General features: G+C 68.2%; 20 protein-coding genes. 5 read left to right on the top strand and 15 right to left on the bottom strand.

Going from position 1 to position 17,405, the window contains the following annotated elements; translation table 11 throughout:
- Window positions 1-19 precede the first annotated feature (19 nt).
- From AB4083_RS00555 to AB4083_RS00525, 7 genes are all read right to left on the bottom strand, one after another.
- A complete protein-coding gene (locus tag AB4083_RS00555) occupies window positions 20-1,120 on the bottom strand; it encodes an acetylornithine deacetylase (protein WP_441605801.1) in 1,101 nt (366 codons plus the stop codon).
- Window positions 1,121-1,153: 33 nt separating this feature from the next.
- The gene (locus AB4083_RS00550) at window positions 1,154-1,591 is read right to left on the bottom strand and encodes a GNAT family N-acetyltransferase (RefSeq protein WP_441605800.1); all 438 of its coding nucleotides are present in this window, start codon (window positions 1,589-1,591) and stop codon (window positions 1,154-1,156) included.
- Between the two features lie 5 nt (window positions 1,592-1,596).
- On the bottom strand, window positions 1,597-2,793 hold the full coding sequence (locus AB4083_RS00545) for an argininosuccinate synthase (RefSeq protein WP_441605799.1): 1,197 nt from the start codon (window positions 2,791-2,793) through the stop codon (window positions 1,597-1,599).
- Between the two features lie 31 nt (window positions 2,794-2,824).
- Window positions 2,825-3,292, bottom strand: coding sequence for an OsmC family protein (locus tag AB4083_RS00540; RefSeq protein ID WP_441605798.1), 468 nt, complete (start codon window positions 3,290-3,292; stop codon window positions 2,825-2,827).
- Window positions 3,282-3,911 carry an FMN-binding negative transcriptional regulator gene (locus tag AB4083_RS00535; protein ID WP_441605797.1) on the bottom strand — a complete coding sequence of 210 codons (630 nt, stop codon included), beginning with the start codon at window positions 3,909-3,911 and terminating at the stop codon, window positions 3,282-3,284. Before AB4083_RS00535 ends, AB4083_RS00540 begins: the two co-directional genes overlap by 11 nt.
- 10 nt (window positions 3,912-3,921) lie before the next feature.
- A complete protein-coding gene (locus AB4083_RS00530; protein WP_441605796.1) occupies window positions 3,922-4,929 on the bottom strand; it encodes an N-acetylornithine carbamoyltransferase in 1,008 nt (335 codons plus the stop codon).
- A 426-nt stretch (window positions 4,930-5,355) separates the two neighbouring features.
- Entirely contained in the window at window positions 5,356-5,892 is a 537-nt protein-coding gene (locus AB4083_RS00525) for a glycine zipper 2TM domain-containing protein (RefSeq protein WP_441605795.1), read from the bottom strand.
- Window positions 5,893-6,063: 171 nt separating this feature from the next.
- Between AB4083_RS00525 and cysS the strand changes: the two genes are divergently transcribed.
- Window positions 6,064-7,446, top strand: a complete 1,383-nt coding sequence (cysS, locus tag AB4083_RS00520) for a cysteine--tRNA ligase (RefSeq protein ID WP_441605794.1) — start codon at window positions 6,064-6,066, stop codon at window positions 7,444-7,446.
- A 55-nt stretch (window positions 7,447-7,501) separates the two neighbouring features.
- Window positions 7,502-7,927, top strand: coding sequence for a SufE family protein (locus AB4083_RS00515; RefSeq protein WP_441606457.1), 426 nt, complete (start codon window positions 7,502-7,504; stop codon window positions 7,925-7,927).
- A 79-nt stretch (window positions 7,928-8,006) separates the two neighbouring features.
- On the opposite strand, the gene dksA is transcribed toward AB4083_RS00515, so the two are convergent.
- Complete coding sequence (gene dksA / locus AB4083_RS00510) at window positions 8,007-9,149, bottom strand: RNA polymerase-binding protein DksA (RefSeq protein WP_441605793.1); 1,143 nt, start codon at window positions 9,147-9,149, stop codon at window positions 8,007-8,009.
- Window positions 9,150-9,259: 110 nt separating this feature from the next.
- Here dksA and yidD point away from each other — a divergent pair, with 110 nt between their 5' ends.
- The 3 genes from yidD to AB4083_RS00495 are packed head-to-tail and all read left to right on the top strand — an operon-like array spanning window position 9,260 to window position 11,680.
- The gene (yidD, locus tag AB4083_RS00505) at window positions 9,260-9,544 is read left to right on the top strand and encodes a membrane protein insertion efficiency factor YidD (protein ID WP_441606456.1); all 285 of its coding nucleotides are present in this window, start codon (window positions 9,260-9,262) and stop codon (window positions 9,542-9,544) included.
- Window positions 9,534-10,871: a dihydroorotase gene (locus tag AB4083_RS00500; RefSeq protein ID WP_441605792.1), complete on the top strand. Its 1,338-nt coding sequence runs from the start codon at window positions 9,534-9,536 to the stop codon at window positions 10,869-10,871. The genes yidD and AB4083_RS00500 overlap by 11 nt, the downstream gene beginning before the upstream one ends.
- A complete protein-coding gene (locus tag AB4083_RS00495) occupies window positions 10,868-11,680 on the top strand; it encodes a M23 family metallopeptidase (protein WP_441605791.1) in 813 nt (270 codons plus the stop codon). Before AB4083_RS00500 ends, AB4083_RS00495 begins: the two co-directional genes overlap by 4 nt.
- A 48-nt stretch (window positions 11,681-11,728) precedes the next feature.
- On the opposite strand, the gene folE2 is transcribed toward AB4083_RS00495, so the two are convergent.
- The 7 genes from folE2 to efp all read right to left on the bottom strand — a co-directional run bounded on the left by folE2 (window position 11,729) and on the right by efp (window position 17,354).
- Window positions 11,729-12,682 (bottom strand): GTP cyclohydrolase FolE2, encoded by a 954-nt coding sequence (folE2, locus tag AB4083_RS00490; protein WP_441605790.1) that lies wholly within the window; start codon window positions 12,680-12,682, stop codon window positions 11,729-11,731.
- Between the two features lie 101 nt (window positions 12,683-12,783).
- On the bottom strand, window positions 12,784-13,635 hold the full coding sequence (locus AB4083_RS00485) for a squalene/phytoene synthase family protein (protein WP_441605789.1): 852 nt from the start codon (window positions 13,633-13,635) through the stop codon (window positions 12,784-12,786).
- Window positions 13,632-14,312: a phosphoglycolate phosphatase gene (gph, locus tag AB4083_RS00480; protein WP_441605788.1), complete on the bottom strand. Its 681-nt coding sequence runs from the start codon at window positions 14,310-14,312 to the stop codon at window positions 13,632-13,634. Before gph ends, AB4083_RS00485 begins: the two co-directional genes overlap by 4 nt.
- Window positions 14,313-14,325: 13 nt before the next feature.
- Entirely contained in the window at window positions 14,326-15,036 is a 711-nt protein-coding gene (gene ubiG, locus AB4083_RS00475) for a bifunctional 2-polyprenyl-6-hydroxyphenol methylase/3-demethylubiquinol 3-O-methyltransferase UbiG (RefSeq protein ID WP_441605787.1), read from the bottom strand.
- Between the two features lie 41 nt (window positions 15,037-15,077).
- Window positions 15,078-15,332 (bottom strand): YciI family protein, encoded by a 255-nt coding sequence (locus AB4083_RS00470; RefSeq protein ID WP_441605786.1) that lies wholly within the window; start codon window positions 15,330-15,332, stop codon window positions 15,078-15,080.
- A 4-nt stretch (window positions 15,333-15,336) separates the two neighbouring features.
- Window positions 15,337-16,677 (bottom strand): TRZ/ATZ family hydrolase, encoded by a 1,341-nt coding sequence (locus AB4083_RS00465; RefSeq protein WP_441605785.1) that lies wholly within the window; start codon window positions 16,675-16,677, stop codon window positions 15,337-15,339.
- A gap of 107 nt (window positions 16,678-16,784) precedes the next feature.
- Window positions 16,785-17,354: an elongation factor P gene (gene efp, locus AB4083_RS00460; protein ID WP_441605784.1), complete on the bottom strand. Its 570-nt coding sequence runs from the start codon at window positions 17,352-17,354 to the stop codon at window positions 16,785-16,787.
- Window positions 17,355-17,405 lie beyond the last annotated feature (51 nt).

The following is a 17,405-nucleotide window of genomic DNA, read 5'->3' as shown; positions in this document are numbered from 1 at the left end:
AATGGTCTTGCGAGTGTGCTTATGCGCTTCCACGGTCAACGATCCGGTAGATGGTTTGTGCGTAATGGTCGAGCTGGTCCAGCGCCACCCATTCGTCGGCGGCGTGCGCCTGGGCGATATCGCCAGGGCCGTAGACGAAGGAGGTGTAGCCGGCGGCGGAGAACAGCGCTGCTTCGGTCCAGAAGTTCACGGCATTGCCGACCGGGATGCCCAGTTCGTCGGCCAGGTCGCGCGCGGCCAGGCGGCGCGTTTCCGCGGTGGCGGTGTCGCCGGCCGGCAGCGAATCGCCGCGGAAGGTTTCGCCGAATTCCACCGGCTGCGGTTCGACCAGGGTGCGGAAGGTTTCCAGCATCCGGTCCGCGTCCATCGACGGCAGCGGGCGGAAGCCGAAGCGCACGTCGGCAGTGGGCGCGATCACATTGGCCTTGATGCCGCCCTCGACCTTGCCGATGTTGAAGCGCAGGCCGGTCAGCCCGCCGAAGCGCTCGTGCGCCTGCTTCTCCACGTAGGCCAGCGCGGCGGTGCCCCAGCGCACCGCCTGGTGCACCGCGCTGTCGGACGGCTTCTGCTCGCCCGAGGCATGGCCGGCCTTGCCGGTGAAGCGCATCTGCACCGAGTGGATGCCACGGTGCGCCAGCACGGCTTCGCCCTTGGTCGGTTCGGCGACGATCACCGCTTCGTACACGGGGTGGTCCTTGAGGAAGCCATCGATGCAGCGCGCGTCGTTCGCTTCCTCGTCGGTGGACAGCAGCAGCGCCATGTCGCCCTGGGTGGCATTGGCCACCGCCACCAGTGCCGCGGCGGCGCCCTTGATATCGCAGGCGCCCAGGCCGATGGCGCGGTCGCCTTCCACGCGCAGCAGGTGCGGGTCGGCGCTCCAGTGCGGCGAATCCGGCACCGTGTCCAGATGCACGTTGAACAGGTATTTCGGCTTGCCGCGCACGGCATAGAGATTCACGGCGCCGGCGCCGAAATCGGTGACGGTCACTTCGAACCCGGCGAGCTGTTCGCGCAGGTAGTCGAAGATGCCGCCGGTGCCGATCTCGCGCGGCGGATTGCGCGTGTCGTAGCTGACCAGGGCCCGGAGATGCCGGAGAGTGTCGTCGAGTAGGTGGCTCATGAAATCCGTCTTGTGTCTGTTATTCCGGGGTGGTCATCGTCGGGCGCGTTGGTAAATGCCCGGTTGATAGATTTCCATCAGCGTGTCCGGCTTGTGCGGAGGGGTGAAACCGTAGCGTGCGTAGAGCTCGTGCGCATCGAAGGTGGCCAGGGTGAAGCGGCGCAGCCCCTGCAGTTCGGGATGCGCCAGCACCGCCTCGACCAGCGCCTTGCTGTAGCCCTGCCCGCGATGCGTGGGCAGGACGAATACGTCGACCAGGTTGGCGAAAGTGGCGAAGTCGGAAATGACCCGCGCGAACGCCACCTGGCCCTGGCCGAGATAGCCGCCGAAGCACAGCGAATGCTCGATGGACTTGCGCACCGTATCCGCCGAAATGCCCTGCGCCCAGCTGGAGCCGGTGGCAAGGAAGTCGTGGATCAGGGCGAGATCCAGCTCGCTCTTGTCCGTGCTGATGCGCAAGGCCTCGCTCATCGCATTCAGCCCTTGCGGTTCACTTCGGCCCACAGCGTGCTGCTCATGCCGAACAGCTTGATGAAGCCTTCGGCCTCGGCCACACCCCAGTCGGCCGACTGCGCATAGGTCGCGCCCTTGGCGTTGAGGATATGCGCCGAGCGCACTTCCACCGCGGTGACCTGGGCGCCCGAGGTTTCCAGCACCACTTCGCCGTTGACCTGCTGCTGGCTGGAGGCGAGGAAGGCTTCGAGGTCGGTCTTGACCGGGTCGTGGAAGAAGCCTTCGTACACCACTTCCACCCACTTGCGTGCGATCTCGGGCTTGAAGCGATTCTGCTGCTTGGTCAGCACGGCTTCTTCCAGCGCGCGGTGCGCGGCGAGCAGCGAGATCAGGCCCGGCGCTTCATACACGATGCGGCCCTTCAGGCCGATGGTGGTGTCGCCGGTGTACATGCCGCGGCCCACGCCGTAGGGCGCGAACAGCTCGTTGAGCCTGGCCAGGATCTTCGCGCCCGGCAGCTTTTCGCCGTTGAGCGACACGGCTTCGCCGTGCTCGAAGCCGAGCGTGACGCTGAGCGTTTCGGACGGCCATTCGGCGCGCGGCTTGCACCAGCCGCGGGCGCCTTCGCCCGGCGCCTTCCACAGGTCGATCTCGCCGCCCGACAAGGTCACGCCCAGCAGGTTCTCGTTGATGGTGTAGCTCTTCTGCTTGGCGCGCACGGGGAAGCCGAGTTGCTCCAGGTAGGCCTGCTCGTAGGCGCGGGTCTGGGTGTGTTCCTTCTGGATCTCGCGGATCGGCGCCACGATCTCGTACTCGCCCAGCGCCTTCACGGCGAGGTCGAAACGCACCTGGTCGTTGCCCATGCCGGTGCAGCCGTGCGCGATGGCGCGCGTGCCCAGTTCGGCGCAACGCTGGATGGCGGCGTCGACGATCAGGTAACGGTCGGACACCAGCAGCGGGTACTGGCCCTGGTAGCCCTCGCCCGCCCACACGAACGGCTTGACGAAGCCGTTCCAGATCGCCGGACCGCCGTCGACGGTGACGTGGCTGGCCACGCCCAGCTCCTTGGCTCGGGCCTCGATATAGGCGCGCTCCTCGGCGTCCACGCCGCCGGTGTCGGCGAACACGGTGTGCACGTTCCAGCCGCGCTCCTTCAGGTAGGGCACGCAGAAGCTGGTGTCGAGGCCGCCGGAGAAGGCGAGGACGATGTCTTTGCTCATGGCTTTCGGAAATCCTGGGTGGAAAGGAACGTCAGGCGGAAACGACGATGCGCGGTGCGCAGCGCACGGGGAAATTCATGGAGTTGGCGATGAAGCAGGCGTGGTGCGCGTCTTCGTGCAGCGCCGCGGCCCTGGCCGCGTCGCCGGCGGCGATGGTCACTTCCGGATGCAGCACCACTTCGCTGAAGCGGCCGCCGTTGGCGTCGACCACGAGCTTGCCTTCGGCGCGGTCCACGTAGTGCGTGACCACGATGCCCGCATCGGCGGCCAGGTGCAGGTACCACAGCATGTGGCAGGCACTGAGCGAGGCGACCAGCAGGTCTTCCGGGTTGTGTTTGCTGGCGTCGCCGCGGAACGCGGCGTCGGAGGAGCCGGCGATGACCGGGCGGCCTTCGACGCGGATCTCGTGCTCGCGGCCATAGCCTTGATAGCTGCGCGTGCCGTCGCCGCGGTTGCCGGTCCATACGACTTCGACCGGGTAGTGGTGTTCATGCGCCATCGGCGGGCTCCTGAGTGGCGATCATCAATGCGGCGAGGTCGCCGTCGTGGCGCTGCGCGCGTGCGCGCAGGCCGTCGACCACGCCGGCGCGGTTGCGGGCGGGATGGTTCTGGCTGAGCTTGAACTTGCCTTCGATGCGCTCGATGGCGATCTCCAGGCCGCTGATCGCACCGAGCATTTTCTCGATGTGATCGGCCGGCGCATCGTCGACCTGCCAGGGTTTGGCCTGCCCTGCCTCGTGGCGGTTGGTGAGGCGTTCGAGCAGCGCGCGCAGCCAGCTCTTGTCCTCGATCACGCGCAGGCGGCCATGCACGTGCACCACGGCGTAGTTCCAGGTGGGCACTTCGCGGCCGGTCTCGTGCTTGCTCGGGTACCAGTTGGGGCTGACGTAGGCGTCCGGCCCCTGGAAGATCGCCAGCACCTGCGCACCATCCGCCTTGGCTAGTTCGTTGCCGCGCGCCACATGGCCGTGCAGCCGGCCGTCGACCAGCTCCAGCGGCAGGTGGTTGGCGGCCAGGCCGGTGGCGCCGGTGGTGACCACCGTGGCGAACGGATAGTCGCGCAGCAAGGCCTGCAAGGCAGGCTCGCGCGTTTCCTGGAACGAACGGGGCAGATACATGCCGGCGTGCTCAGCGCTGGCCGAGCAGCGTGGCCATCACCGCCTTCTGCACGTGCAGGCGGTTCTCGGCTTCGTCGACGGCGATGCAGTAGGGCGCATCCATCACCGCGTCGGTGGCCTTGACGTTGCGGCGCAGCGGCAGGCAGTGGCTGAAGAGGCCGTGGTTGGTCAGCGCCATCTTCCGTTCGTCGACGATGAAGTGCTTGTGCGCTTCGCGGATCGGCTTTTCCTGTTCCCAGCGGCCGAAGAACGGCAGCGCGCCCCAGCTCTTGGCGTAGACCACGTCGGCGCCGCGGTAGGCTTCGTCGATGTCGTGGCTGACCCGCAGCGAGCCGCCGTTGGCCTGCGCGTTGTCGTGGCCGGCCTGCATGTAGCGCTCGTCGAGCACGTAGTCCGGCGTGGGGCACAGCAGGGTCACGTCCATGCCCATCTTGGTGGCGATCAGCAGCGCGGAGTTGGCCACCGCGGTGTTGAGCGGCTTGGGGTGGTAGGTCCAGGTCAGCACGTATTTCTTGTTCTGCAGGCTGCCCAGGTGTTCCTGCATGGCCAGCGCGTGGGCCAGCTCCTGGCAGGGGTGGGTGATCGTTTCCATATTGATCATCGGCACGCTGGCGTACTGGGCGAAGGCCTTGATCACGCGGTCCTCGCGGTCCACCGACCAGTCCTGGAACTTGGGGAAGGCGCGCACCGCGATCAGGTCGACGTAGCGGCTGAGCACGCGCGCGACTTCGGCGATGTGTTCCTCGGTGTCGCCGTCCATCACGCTGCCGACCTCGAACTCGATCGGCCAGGCGTCCTTGCCGGGCGCCAGCACGATGGCGTGGGCACCGAGATGGAACGCGCCGAGTTCGAAGCTGGTGCGCGTGCGCATCGAGGGATTGAAGAACAGCAGCGCCACCGACTTGCCGGCCAGCTGCTGGCCGCGCGGGGAACGCTTGAACGCCGCGGCCTGTTCGAGCAGGGCGTCGATCTCGGCGCGGCTGTAATCCTGGGTGGTGAGGAAGTGGCGAAGCGTCATGGCATGTCTCTGCTAGTCAATCCGGTATTCGAAACGATGGCCCTGCCGTACCGGCGGAACCACGGTGAGCTACTCCCGGCCGGGCCGGTTTTCCCCTTGCGTACCCAAAACCGAAACACAAAAAAACCCGGCGCGAGGGCCGGGTTCCTTTGTCGTCTATACGCATGAAACGCGTGCGACAGCCTACCCGGCCGAATGTCGGACCAGCGGTCGGCGCGCACGCGACGTCATCCCAGCAGCCATGCGGGCGCTGGTCAGGACGGTGGCGGTATAGACGGCTGAGGACATGGGGTGCTCGGGTAGAAGAATCGGCATGATGACGGGAATTTCGCTGCTCTGCAACAGGGAAGCGGTCCCAAAAGTACGGCCCAAAAAGAAACCGCCGCCCGAAGGCGGCGGTTGGACTCGCTGCGACCGGTCCGGCGCTCAGTCCGCCGGGGCCACGTTGACCCGCACGCGCAGGCGCTCGCCGGGGTCGTAGTTCAAGCGCGACACGTAGACCTCGCCGCGGTAACGGTATTCCACGTCGTAACCCATGATGCGGCGCTGCTCGCTCACCGCCGAAACCTGGCGGCAATGCGTTTCGGTGCTCTCGTACTCGCCGCCGCCGTTGCGTGACACGCCGTTGCCCACCGCGCCGCCGACGACCGCGCCGGCCACGGTGGCGGCCCGGCGGCCATCGCCCTTGCCCACGGTGCTGCCCAGCACGCCGCCGACCACGGCGCCGAGGATGGTGCCCGCGGCGCTGCCCGAACCCGGGTCGCGGCGGACCACCTGCTGGTCGTAGCACTCCTGGCGCGGGACTTCGGTGCGGGCGACGCCGTAGACCGGGTCCACCCGCAGCACGTCGGCCCAGCCGTAGTGGGTGTTGTCGTCATTGGGGTTGGGGTAACGCGCGTCCTGCGCACCGACGCTGGCGGCTGCAAGACTCAGCACCAGTGCGGGGATAAACAGCTTGATCATCGCGGCCCTCCAGCGGGGGACTATCACGGCGCTCCGTTGCGCTTATGTGAATTGCAGCAAAACATCTCTGAATCGCGGCTTAGAATAAAGGGCTGCCAGCGGGCCCGCTTACAGCTTGTTAAGATGCCCGGCTGGCCCGCGCGCCGCGCGGCCCTCACCGGACCGGAACCGATGCCGATCACGCTCTACAACAGCCTCACCCGCCGCCCCGAGCCGTTCGCCCCGCGCGACCCGCAGCGAGTGACCATGTATGTGTGCGGTCCCACGGTCTACAACTACGTGCATATCGGCAACGCGCGCGGCCCGGTGCTGTTCGACGTGCTGGCCAACCTGCTGCGCCGGCATTACCCGCAGCTGGTGTATGCCCGCAACATCACCGACGTAGACGACAAGATCAACACCGCAGCCAAGGAAGCCGGCTGCCCGATCAGCGTCATCACCGAGCGCTACACCGAGGCCTACCGCCAGGACATGGCCGCGCTGGGCATCGCCCCGCCGGATATCGAGCCCAAGGCCACCGCGCATATCGAGCCGATCATCGCGATGATCGAGAGCCTGATCGCCAGCGGCCACGCCTACGCGGCCTCCGGCCACGTGCTGTTCGAGGTGGGCAGCTACGCCGCCTATGGCGCGCTGTCCGGCCGCGACCCCGAGGAGCTGATCGCCGGCGCCCGCGTCGAGGTGGCGCCGTATAAGAAGAACCCCGGCGATTTCGTCCTGTGGAAACCCTCCACCCCGGACCTGCCGGGCTGGGACAGCCCCTGGGGCATCGGTCGCCCGGGCTGGCATATCGAGTGCTCGGCCATGTGCGAGGCGCACCTGGGCGAGACCATCGACATCCATGCCGGCGGCGTCGACCTGCAGTTCCCGCATCACGAGAACGAGATCGCCCAGTCCACCTGCGCGCACGGCGGCAAGGTGTTCGCGCGCTGGTGGCTGCACAACGGCATGCTCACCTTCGACGGACGCAAGATGTCCAAGTCGCTGGGCAATGTGCTGAAAGTGCACGAGCTGCTGAAGCAGCACCCGGCCGAGGCGCTGCGCCTGGTGCTGCTGCGCGGCCACTACCGCCAGCCGCTGGACTGGTCCGACGACGCGGTCACCCAGGCGGTGAGCACGCTGGACGGCTGGTACCGCGTGCTGCGCGACCTGGCCGAGGTGGCCCTGCCCGAAGCACCGCTGCCGGTGCCGGCCGCGGTCGAAGCGGCGCTGTGCGACGACCTCAACACCCCGCAGGCGCTGGCCGAGCTGTCGCAGCTCGCGGACGCCGCGCGCCAGGCCGATGCGGCCGGACGCCAGGCGGCCAAGGCCGCCCTGCTCGGCGGCGGCGCCCTGCTCGGCCTGCTGCAGCAGGATGCGGAAGCGTGGTTCAAGCACGGCGGCGCCACCGAGGTCGATGCGAGCCAGGTCGAATCCCTGCTGGAACAACGCCGCAACGCGCGCGCCGCGCGCGACTTCAAGCGCGCCGATGCGATCCGCGAGGAACTGAGCGCGATGGGCGTGGTAATCGAGGACGGTGCGCAGGGCACGCGCTGGAGCGTCGCCAAGGCTTGATCCGCAAGGCGGCCTGTTCGCCATGGCATCGTCCGAAACGCGCGATAATGCGTGGATGAACACCACCGTATCCAGCGCCGAACAGGCGCAGCAGGACATCGTCGACGAGTTCGCCTTCTTCGGCGACTGGACCGAGCGCTACCAGTACCTGATCGACCTGGGCAAGCAGCTGCCGCCCTTCCCCGAGGACTTGAAGACCGAGGCCTACCGCGTGCACGGCTGCCAGTCGATGGTGTGGCTGGTGCCCGAGGGCAATGCCGCGCAGCTGCATTTCCAGGCGGCCAGCGACTCGGCCATCGTGTCCGGCCTGATCGCGCTGGTGCTGCGCGTGTATTCGGACCGTTCCGCGCGGGAAATCGTCGATACCGAGCCGCGCTTCATCGACGCCATCGGCCTGGCCAAGCACCTTTCGCCGACCCGCTCGAACGGCCTGGCCGCGATGCTGGCCAAGCTGAAGGCCTACGCCGCCGCGGCGCTCTGAGCCGCATTCCCAGCCGAGCGGACACGCAAAAAGCCCCGCCGGAGGCGGGGCTTTGCAGGCCATCGCGAACGATCGACCTTTAGTCGCCCATCTGCTTCTGCAGATGTTCGCGACGCTCCTGCGCATCCAGCGAGAGCGTGGCGATGGGGCGCGCTTCCAGGCGCTCCACGCCGATCTCTTCGTCGGTCTCTTCGCAGTAACCGTAGCGGCCTTCTTCGATCCGGCGCAGGGCCTTGTCGATCTTGGAAATCAGCTTGCGGTAGCGGTCGCGGGTGCGCAGCTCCAGCGAGTTCTCCGTTTCGCGGGTGGCGCGCTCGGCTTCGTCGCCGACGTCACGCACCTCGTCGCGGAGGTTCTCCATGGTCTGGCGCGACTCTTCCACCAACTGCTCGCGCCATTCGCGCAGCTTGTTGCGGAAGAAGGCCAGCTGCCGCGGGTTCATGTACTCATCGTCGTCCACGGGCTTGTAGCCCTTGGGCAGGTCGATAGAGGTCGTGGAAGGCAGGGCGTAGCGCCCGTCTTCCTTGGTGATGCCATTGTCGAGTACGGCTGTGGAACTATTCATCGAGGACTGCGGGGTCTTCTGTTTTTTGGAGGGGATATGGCGCGCGGTAGCAGTTGCCACCTTGGGGGGCGCCACGGCGATGGCGCTCGCCACCTTGCCCGGTGGGGGCGCGGCGACGGGCTTCGGGGTTTGCTTCGCGGTGGCCGGAGCCAGCGCGGCGACTTTCTTTTCCGGTACCGGCTTGGGCAACGGCTTAGGCAACGGCTTGGACGCCACCGGCGCCTTGGCGGGTGCGGCGGCGACCGGCTTCACGGGCGCCTGCTTGGCGGCGGGCTTGGGCGGCGGCGCCTTCTTGGCGGCGACCGGCTTGGCGGGCGGCGCGGCCTTCTTGGGCGCCGGCTTGGCTGCGGCTTGTTTCACGGGAGCAGGTTTCACGGGTGCCTTCTTCGCGGCCGGCTTGGGAGCCGGCTTCTTGGCCGGGGCCGGCTTCTTGGCGGCCACGGTCTTTATGGGAGCTTTCTTGGCCGCGGGCTGCTTGGCCGGCGCCGCCTTCTTGGCGGGCGCGACCTTGGAGGCGGGCTTCTTGGCCGTCGTCTTGACTGCCTTGGCCGCCTTGGCGGCGACTTTCGACTTGCTGGGCTTGACCTCTTTGGCCTTGGCCGCAGGTTTTCCCTTCTGCGTCTTGGCAGCTGTCGAACTACGCGTCGTTTTCGCCATTTCCCTTCACCATTTTGGCCTTGGCGGCCGGGTGTTATAGCCCATGTGACCTACCCCGGCAACCATGCATCTGGAATACTTCACGTCCGCTCTGCCACCCTCACCGCTAGCTGTTTCGGCAGCGTAAAACCGTCGTGACACGACTCTTACTTCTACTGCTCAGCCTGTACAAGCGCCTGTTGAGCCCCCTGCTGGGTCCGCGCTGCCGGTTCCATCCGAGCTGCTCGGATTATGCACGGATCGCCGTGGCGCGCTTCGGGCCCCTGCGCGGCACCCTGCTGGCCGGCTGGCGCCTGCTGCGCTGCCAGCCGCTGTGCGACGGTGGCATGGATCCGGTGCCTGAGCAATTCACTTTCCGCCGCTGCCGCAATCACGAGGAACCACATGTCCACTGACTGGCTGATCAAGAACGCCGAACTGGTCAACGAAGGCCGCCGCTTCCACGCCGACCTGCGCGTGAAGCACGGACGCATCGAAACCATCGCCGGCGACCTCGACGCCCGCCCCGGCGAACAGGTGCTCGACGCCGCCGGTCTGTGGCTGCTGCCCGGCATGATCGACGACCAGGTGCACTTCCGCGAGCCCGGCCTCACCCACAAGGCCGACATCGCCCACGAATCGAGCGCCTGCGCGGCCGGCGGCATCACCAGCTACATGGAAATGCCCAACACCAAGCCGCCCGCGCTGGACCGCGACACGCTGGAAGCGAAGTATGCGCGCGCCGCCGAGGTGTCGGCCGTGAACTACGCCTTCTACATGGGCGCCAGCAACGACAACCTCGAAGCGATCCGCTCGCTCGACCCGCTGGCCGCGCCGGGCGTGAAGGTGTTCATGGGCGCCTCCACCGGCAACATGCTGGTGGACAACCCGGAGGTGCTCGACGGCATCTTCCGCTATGCGCCCACGCCGATCATCACGCACTGCGAAGACACCCCGATGATCGACGCGCTGCACGCCAAGGCGCGCGAGAAGTACGGCGACAACATCCCGGCCTGGGAGCACCCGCTGATCCGCTCGCGCGAGGCCTGCATCAAGTCGACCCGGCTGGCCATTTCGCTGGCGCAGAAGCACGGCAGCCGCCTGCACGTGCTGCATATCTCCACCGCGGACGAGCTGGCGCTGTTCCAGCCAGGCCCGATCAAGGGCAAGAGGATCACGGCAGAAACCTGCGTGCACTTCCTGCACTTCGACGACCGCGACTACGAGCGCCTCGGCTTCCTGATCAAGTGCAATCCGGCGGTCAAGACCGCGGCCGACCGCGAGGCGATCACCCGCGCCCTGGCCGAGGGCCGCCTGGACGTGCTGGCCACCGACCACGCCCCGCACCTGCTGGAAGAAAAAGCCCAGCTCTACGACAAGGCGCCGTCCGGCCTGCCGCTGGTGCAGTTCGCGCTGCAGGCGGCGCTGCAGCGGGTGTTCGAGGGCAAGCTGACGCTGGAGCGCGTGGTCGAGGCAGTGACCCATGCACCGGCCACGCTGTTCGACGTGAAAGAACGCGGCTACCTGCGCGAAGGCTATGCGGCCGACCTGACCCTGGTCGATCCGAACCGGCCGCACACCGTGCGCCGCGAGGAAGTGCTGTCCAAGTGCGGCTGGTCGCCGTTCGAGGGCTATACCTTCAACAGCTCGATCGCCGCCACCTTCGTCAACGGCCAGCGCGTATGGGACGGCCGCCAGGTCGATCCGTCCGTGCGCGGCCAGCGCCTGACCTTCGCCCGGTGAGGCGATGGTCGACGGCCGCGCTCGCGCTGCTGTGCGCGATCGCGGCCCATGCGGCGGGCACCGCCCTGCCCGCCAGCATCTCGCAAGGCGGCCTGGTGGTCGCCCGGCTGCCCGAACTCACCCAGGCCAGCGTCGGCGGCAAGCCGGTGCGGGTGGGCGCGGACGGCACGCTGGTGTTCGGTGCGGGCCGCGACGAAGCTGGCCCGCTGCTGGTGAACCTCGCTTACCGCAATGGCCATCGTGAAACGCTGCGCATCGCGGTGGCGCCGCGCGACTGGCCGATCGAGCGGGTCGACGGCGTGCCGCCGAAAACGGTCAACCCGCCGCCCGAACTCGCCGCGCGCATCCAGCGCGAACAAGCCGAAGTCGTCGCCGCGCGCAACCGCGACGACGACCGCGAGGATTTCCGCGCCGGCTTCGCCTGGCCGGTGCGGGGCCGCATCAGCGGGCGCTTCGGCAACCAGCGCATCTACAACGGCGAACCCAAGTCGCCGCATTCGGGCATGGATATCGCGGTGCCGCAGGGCACGCCGGTGCAGGCGCCGGCGGACGGCATCGTCACCTTCGCCAAGCCCGGCCTGTATCTCACCGGCGGCACCGTGCTGCTGGACCACGGCTACGGGCTCAGCTCGAACTTCCTGCACCTGTCGCGGCTGGACGTGAAAGTGGGACAGCGCGTGCGCCAGGGCGAGGTGATCGGCGCGGCGGGCATGACCGGGCGCGCCACCGGCCCGCATGTGCACTGGGGCTTCAACTGGTTCGGCGTGCGGCTGGATCCGCTGCTGCTGCCAGGCATTGCCAAGCCATGAAAAAGGCGCCCTCGGGCGCCGTTTTTTCATCCCGATCCGAAAGCACGCTCAGCCGCGCGGCGCTCCGCCGAAACCGCCGGCCACGCCCTTGCTGGCGTAGGCCACCGCATCGTGCGGATGCAGGCTTTCCTGGTGCTCCACGCGGATATGGAAATCGCTTAAGGCCGCATCGGCATCCAGCGCCTTCTGGATGCGGCGCGCCGCATCCTCGCAGAACATCAGGTTGCCGCCGTTGGCCAGTGCGAAGGCCTGTTCGTCCTCGCGCTTCACCGCGGTCTGCACCGGCGTGCCTAGCGCCTGCTCGGTGCGGTCGATCAGCTGGATCAGATCGAACCTGCCGCTTTCGACCATGCGCACGCGCAGGCGCGCCACGCTGCGCTGCGCATGCGGCGTGGCGACGATGCCGCGCTCCGAACCGAGCCAGGCCAGCACGGCGGCGTGGTCGAGCGCCGCGGCAGCGTCGAAGTCCCTGGCGAACTGGTCCTGGATCAGCTGCCGCGACAGCGCGGCCGAGGCCGGACAGGTGGACGAGTACACCACCTCGGTGCCGTACTCCAGCAGGAAGTCCTCGCCGACCATGCTCGCTTCGATGCACACCGGATAGGCGCGCCAGCCGCTGTTGCCGCTGCGCAGCGCCGGGCGGCGCACCAGTTGCTCGAAGCGGATGCTGAGGCAGGCGCGGTCGGAAAGATCCTTGTGCGATTCCAGGAAGGCACGCAGCAGGTCGCGCAGCGAGCCGGCCGTCAGCGGCTGTGTGCTCAGCGCATGCTCCACCAGCAGATACAGCCGCGACATATGGATGCCGCGCTGGTCCGGCCGATGCAGGTTGACGAAGGCGCCGACCCGCGCGCTGGCCCGCTGCAGCTCGCCGTCGCCGGCATCGAAACGCACCGGCACCTCGATGCCGTCCATGCCGACCCAGTCCAGCGCGCCAGCCAGGTGCGGCTGGGCGTGATGGGCGACATCGGGAAGCAGGCGTGCGGTTTGTTCCTGGGTGTACATGGGAAAAACCCTTCAGACGGGTATCGGGTCAGCGCGCCCGGACCTTTGTATCTTGGGACAGCGCGCGCCTGCCGCAATAGTCGCGCCGCGCAAACGCGGCTTCAGGCGGCCAGCCGCTGCCACTGGCGCGCGGCGCGCCAGGCCTGCCAGGCGGTGCCGAAGCCGCTGCGCGAGAGGCCGGCGCGCAGCGCGGCCAGCGGGTCCTCGGCCTTGCCGGCACGGCGGGCGAGCGCGCGGCCTGTGTCCGATTCCAGCGCACGGAACACGCTGAGCGGCCCCGGCATGCGCTCGGCGTCGCGCCAGGCGGCGGCAAGATCGCCGAGCTGGGCGCGGATCGCCTGTTCGCGCGCCGGGTTGTCCTTGCGCAGGTCGGTACGGGCGAGCCCGAAGCGCGCCATGCGCGCCATCGGCAGCGGCAGGCGGTCGCGGTCGGCGTCCTCTTCCACCCGCAGCAGGGCGAACAGCAGATGCGACAGCGTGGCGACCCGTGCCGCCTTGTCGCCGGACGCGGCGTCGCCGTACCACCAGGCGGTTTCCAGCGCGGCGAGCGCACCGTGCAGCTGGCCGCTGGCGGCGAGCTGCGCGTCGAAGTCGGCGGCGGTGCCCTCTTCCAGCTGCGCCATGCCGGCCAGCACCGGCGCCAGCCAGCGCTCGGCGGGGATGCGGCGCGCGCGTTCGTCGTCGAACAGCACCTGGGTCAGCGGATGGCGCCCGCCGCTGGCGGCGGCGCCGGACAACTCCTCGGCCCACCAGTTGAGCTTGACCGCGGCCACCTGCGGCTCGCGGATGCCGTAGGCGGCGGACAACAATTCCTGTTCCAGCGCGGCCAGCGCGATATGCCCCGGATAGCGCGCGCCGTCGACGAAGGCCAGCGCGATACGCTGCCGCGGCTGCACCGCCAGCCACTTGTCGACGTAGCTTTGCAGCGGGCCGCTGGGCTCGGCGGGGATCATGCCGCGACGGTGCCGCGCTGGAGCAGCGCGGTGAGCTCCGCCGGCGCATCCAGCACCAGGTCGGCGTTCCACGCATGCGGATCGCCGCCATCCAGATAACCCCAGGCCGCGGCTACCGTGTACGAACCGGCGGCGGCACCGGCCAGCACGTCGCGGCGGTCGTCGCCGACGAACAGGCAGCGCGCCGGGTCCAGGCCCGCGCGTTCGCAGGCCAGCAGCACTGGCGCCGGGTCCGGCTTCTTCACCGGCAGCGTGTCGCCCGACACCACCGCGCAGGCGCGCTCGGCCCAGCCGATCTGCCGCACGATCTCGTCGGTAAGGAAACCCGGCTTGTTGGTGACGATGCCCCAGCGCAGGCCTTGCGCCTCGATCAGTGCGAGCAGTTGTTCCACGCCGTCGAAAGCGCGCGTCTGGCGTGACATGACGTCCTGGTAAAGCTCCAGGTAGCGCGGCACCAGGGCCAGCCGGGCCGCTTCGTCGCGGTCGGCAAAGCCGCAGGCGATGATGGCGCGCGAGCCGCGCGACACCACCTCGCGCACCGGCTCGAAGGCCGGCGTGGGCGCGCCTTGTTCGGCGCACAGCGCCACCAGGGCGTCGTACAGGTCGGGGGCGCTGTCGAGCAGGGTGCCGTCCAGATCGAACAGCACGCCTTGCAGATCGTGAGGGAGTGGCTTCATCGGGAGCGGGGCTTCAGGCAGGTTTGCGTGCGCACAGCACGTAGTTGACGGACGTGATGCGGCCCAGCCAGGCCTTGCGGTTCACCGGGTTGTAGCCGAGGCCGGTGACGTCCTCCAGTTCCAGCCCGGTGTGGCGCAGCAGGCGCCCCAGCTCGGACGGCTTGAGGAACTTGCCGTAGTGATGCGTGCCGCGCGGCAGCATGCGCAGCAGGTATTCGGCGCCGAGGATGGCCGCGCCGAACGCGGCGGGCGTGCGGTTGATGGTGGATATGAAGACCAGGCCACCCGGACGCACCAGGTTGGCGAGGTCGGCGACCAGCGCGGCCGGGTCCGGCACGTGCTCGATCAGCTCCATGCAGCACACCGCGTCGAACGACGCCGGCTCGGCGGCGGCCAGCGCGGCCGAGGACTGCACGCGGTAATCCACCTGCAGGTTGGACTCGTGCAGATGCAGCTTGGCCACTTCGATGACTTTCTCGCCCAGGTCGATGCCGGTGACCTCGGCGCCGGAACGCGCCAGCGCCTCGCTCAGCAAGCCGCCGCCGCAACCGACGTCGGCGACGCGGGCGCCGCGCAGGTCGATCCGCGAGGCCACGTAACCCAGCCGCACCGGATTCAGATCATGCAAGGGACGCGATTCGCCGTCCGGATCCCACCAGCGGGCGGCCAGCTTGCCGAAGCGGGCGATTTCGTCGGGGCTGACGTTGGGCGACGAGGCTTGCATGGGGGTACCTCTGGGGGGTCTTGCTTTGGGGAGGCCGTAGCTTAACGCGCGTGCCACTCGTGGACGGTGAAATCCCACCCACCGCTGACATAGGCCGGATCGGCATGGATGGAGGCCATGGCCTGCGCCAGGTCCTCGGCAAACAGCAGGTAGGCGCCGCCGTTGCCGTCGGCGAAACCGCCGGCCAGTTCCAGCCGGCCGCCGGCGCGCAGGCCTTCCAGGAAATCGCGGTGCGGCTGCACGGCCGCCGGGTCGAACCCGGCGTTGCGCATCAGCATGACCAGATAGCGCTGCATCGGCTCAGGCCTTGGCGTCGATGGCGGCGATGCGGTCGCGCCAGGCATGCGTGCGTGCGCGGATGCCGTCCACGTCCATGTCGACCAGGATGCGGTCGGCCAGCTTGCGCCGGCCGGCGATCCAGACGTCGGTCACCTGGTGGCGGCCGGTGGCGTAGACCAGCTGCGAGGCGACGTGGAACAGCGGCTGGGTCTCCAGGTCCGACAGCCGCACGGCGGCCAGGTCGGCCTGCTTGCCGCGCTCGATCGAACCGATCTTCCCTTCCAGCCCCATCGCCTTGGCGCCGTTGAGGGTGGCCGCACGCAGCGCATAGGCCGCGTCGAACGCGGCGGCGTCATGGGACACCGCCTTGGCCAGCATGGCGGCCGTGCGCATCTCGCCGAACATGTCCAGGTCGTTGTTCGAGGCGCAGCCGTCAGTGCCGATGGCCACGTTGACCCCGGCCCGGCGCAGCTTTTCCGCCGGGCAGAAGCCGGAGGCGAGCTTGAGGTTGGACTCCGGGCAATGCACCACCGACACGCCGGCTTCGGCGCAGGCGGCGATCTCGCCGTCGGTCAGCTGGGTCATGTGCACGGCGATCAGGCGGTCGTTGACCAGGCCCAGCTGCTGCAGGCGCTGGAACGGGCGCAGGCCGCTCTTCTGCTTCTCGTCTTCCACTTCCTGCGCGGTCTCGTGCGTATGCAGGTGCACCGGGATATCGAGCTGGTCGGCGAGCACGCGGATGCGCTCGAAGCTCTGGTCCGACACCGTATACGGCGCATGCGGCGCGAACGCGGTGCTGATCAGCGCATCGCCGCGGAAGCTGTCGTGCACTTCGCCGGCGCGCTCGAAGTATTCGTCCTGGCTCTTGGCCCAGGCGGTGGGGAATTCGATCACCGGCAGGCCGACCGTGGCGCGGAAGCCGAGGCGGCGATAAGTGGCGCCGATCACGTCGGGGAAGAAATAGTTTTCATTGGCGCAGGTGGTGCCGCCGCGCAGCATCTCGGCCACCGCCAGCTCGACGCCGTCGCGCACGAACTCCGGCCCGATCACCTGCCCTTCCACCGGCCAGATGTGCTGCTGCAGCCACACCATCAGCGGCAGGTCGTCGGCCAGGCCGCGCAGCAGGGTCATCGGGTTGTGCGTATGCGTGTTGACCAGGCCGGGGATCAGCGCGTGCTCGCCCAGCTCGATGCGCTCGCGCGGCGCATAGGCGGCGCGCGCCTCAGCGATCGGCAGCAGCCCGACGATGACACCCTGGTCCACCGCCACCGCATGGTTTTCCAGCACCACGGCGTGCGGCTCGACCGGGACTACCCAGCGCGCTTCGATAAGAAGGTCAATCACAGTGCTGCCGGGGCTCATGCGCTACCTCGCCGAAATCGGTTGCAGAAAATATCTATAAAAAATTATCTATAAAAAAAGGCACGGCGTCCGTGAGGCTGCCGTGCCGTTCGATGTCGCCGCCGCGATTATTTACCGACGCGGCTGACGTATTCGCCCGTGCGGGTGTCGACCTTGATCATTTCGTCGGTGGTGACGAACAGCGGCACGCGCACCACGGCGCCGGTTTCCAGCGTGGCCGGCTTGCCGCCGCCGCCGGAGGTGTCGCCGCGCAGGCCCGGGTCGGTCTCGGTGATCTTCAGCTCGACGAAGTTCGGCGGCTGCACGGCGATGATCTCGCCGTTGAACAGGGTGACCACGCACTCTTCCTCGCCCTTCAGCCACTTCGAGGCATCGCCCATGCCGGCCTTGGCGGCCTGGTGCTGCTCGAAGCTTTCCTGCTGCATGAAGTGCCAGAACTCGCCGTCGGAGTACAGGTACTGCATGTCGGTGTCGACCACGTCGGCGACCTCGAAGCTGTCGCTGGACTTCATGGTCTGCTCGCTGGTGCGGCCGTTCTTCAGGTTGCGGATGAAGATGCGGGTAAACGCCTGCCCCTTGCCCGGCTTGATGAACTCGGCATCGGTGATGACCCACGGGTCGTTGTTGTGAAGGATCTTCATACCCTTCTTGACGTCGTTCAGACCGGCGGTGGCCATGCGCTTTCTGCTCCAGAGATGACGCCGCCGGGGGCGGCTACAATAGGGGAT

The organism is Dyella sp. 2RAB6 (genome assembly GCF_052115385.1).
Classification (GTDB): Bacteria; Pseudomonadota; Gammaproteobacteria; order Xanthomonadales; family Rhodanobacteraceae; genus Dyella_D.
The sequence above is the reverse complement of the archived record's forward strand: the minus strand, read 5'-3'. Positions and strand labels throughout refer to the sequence as shown.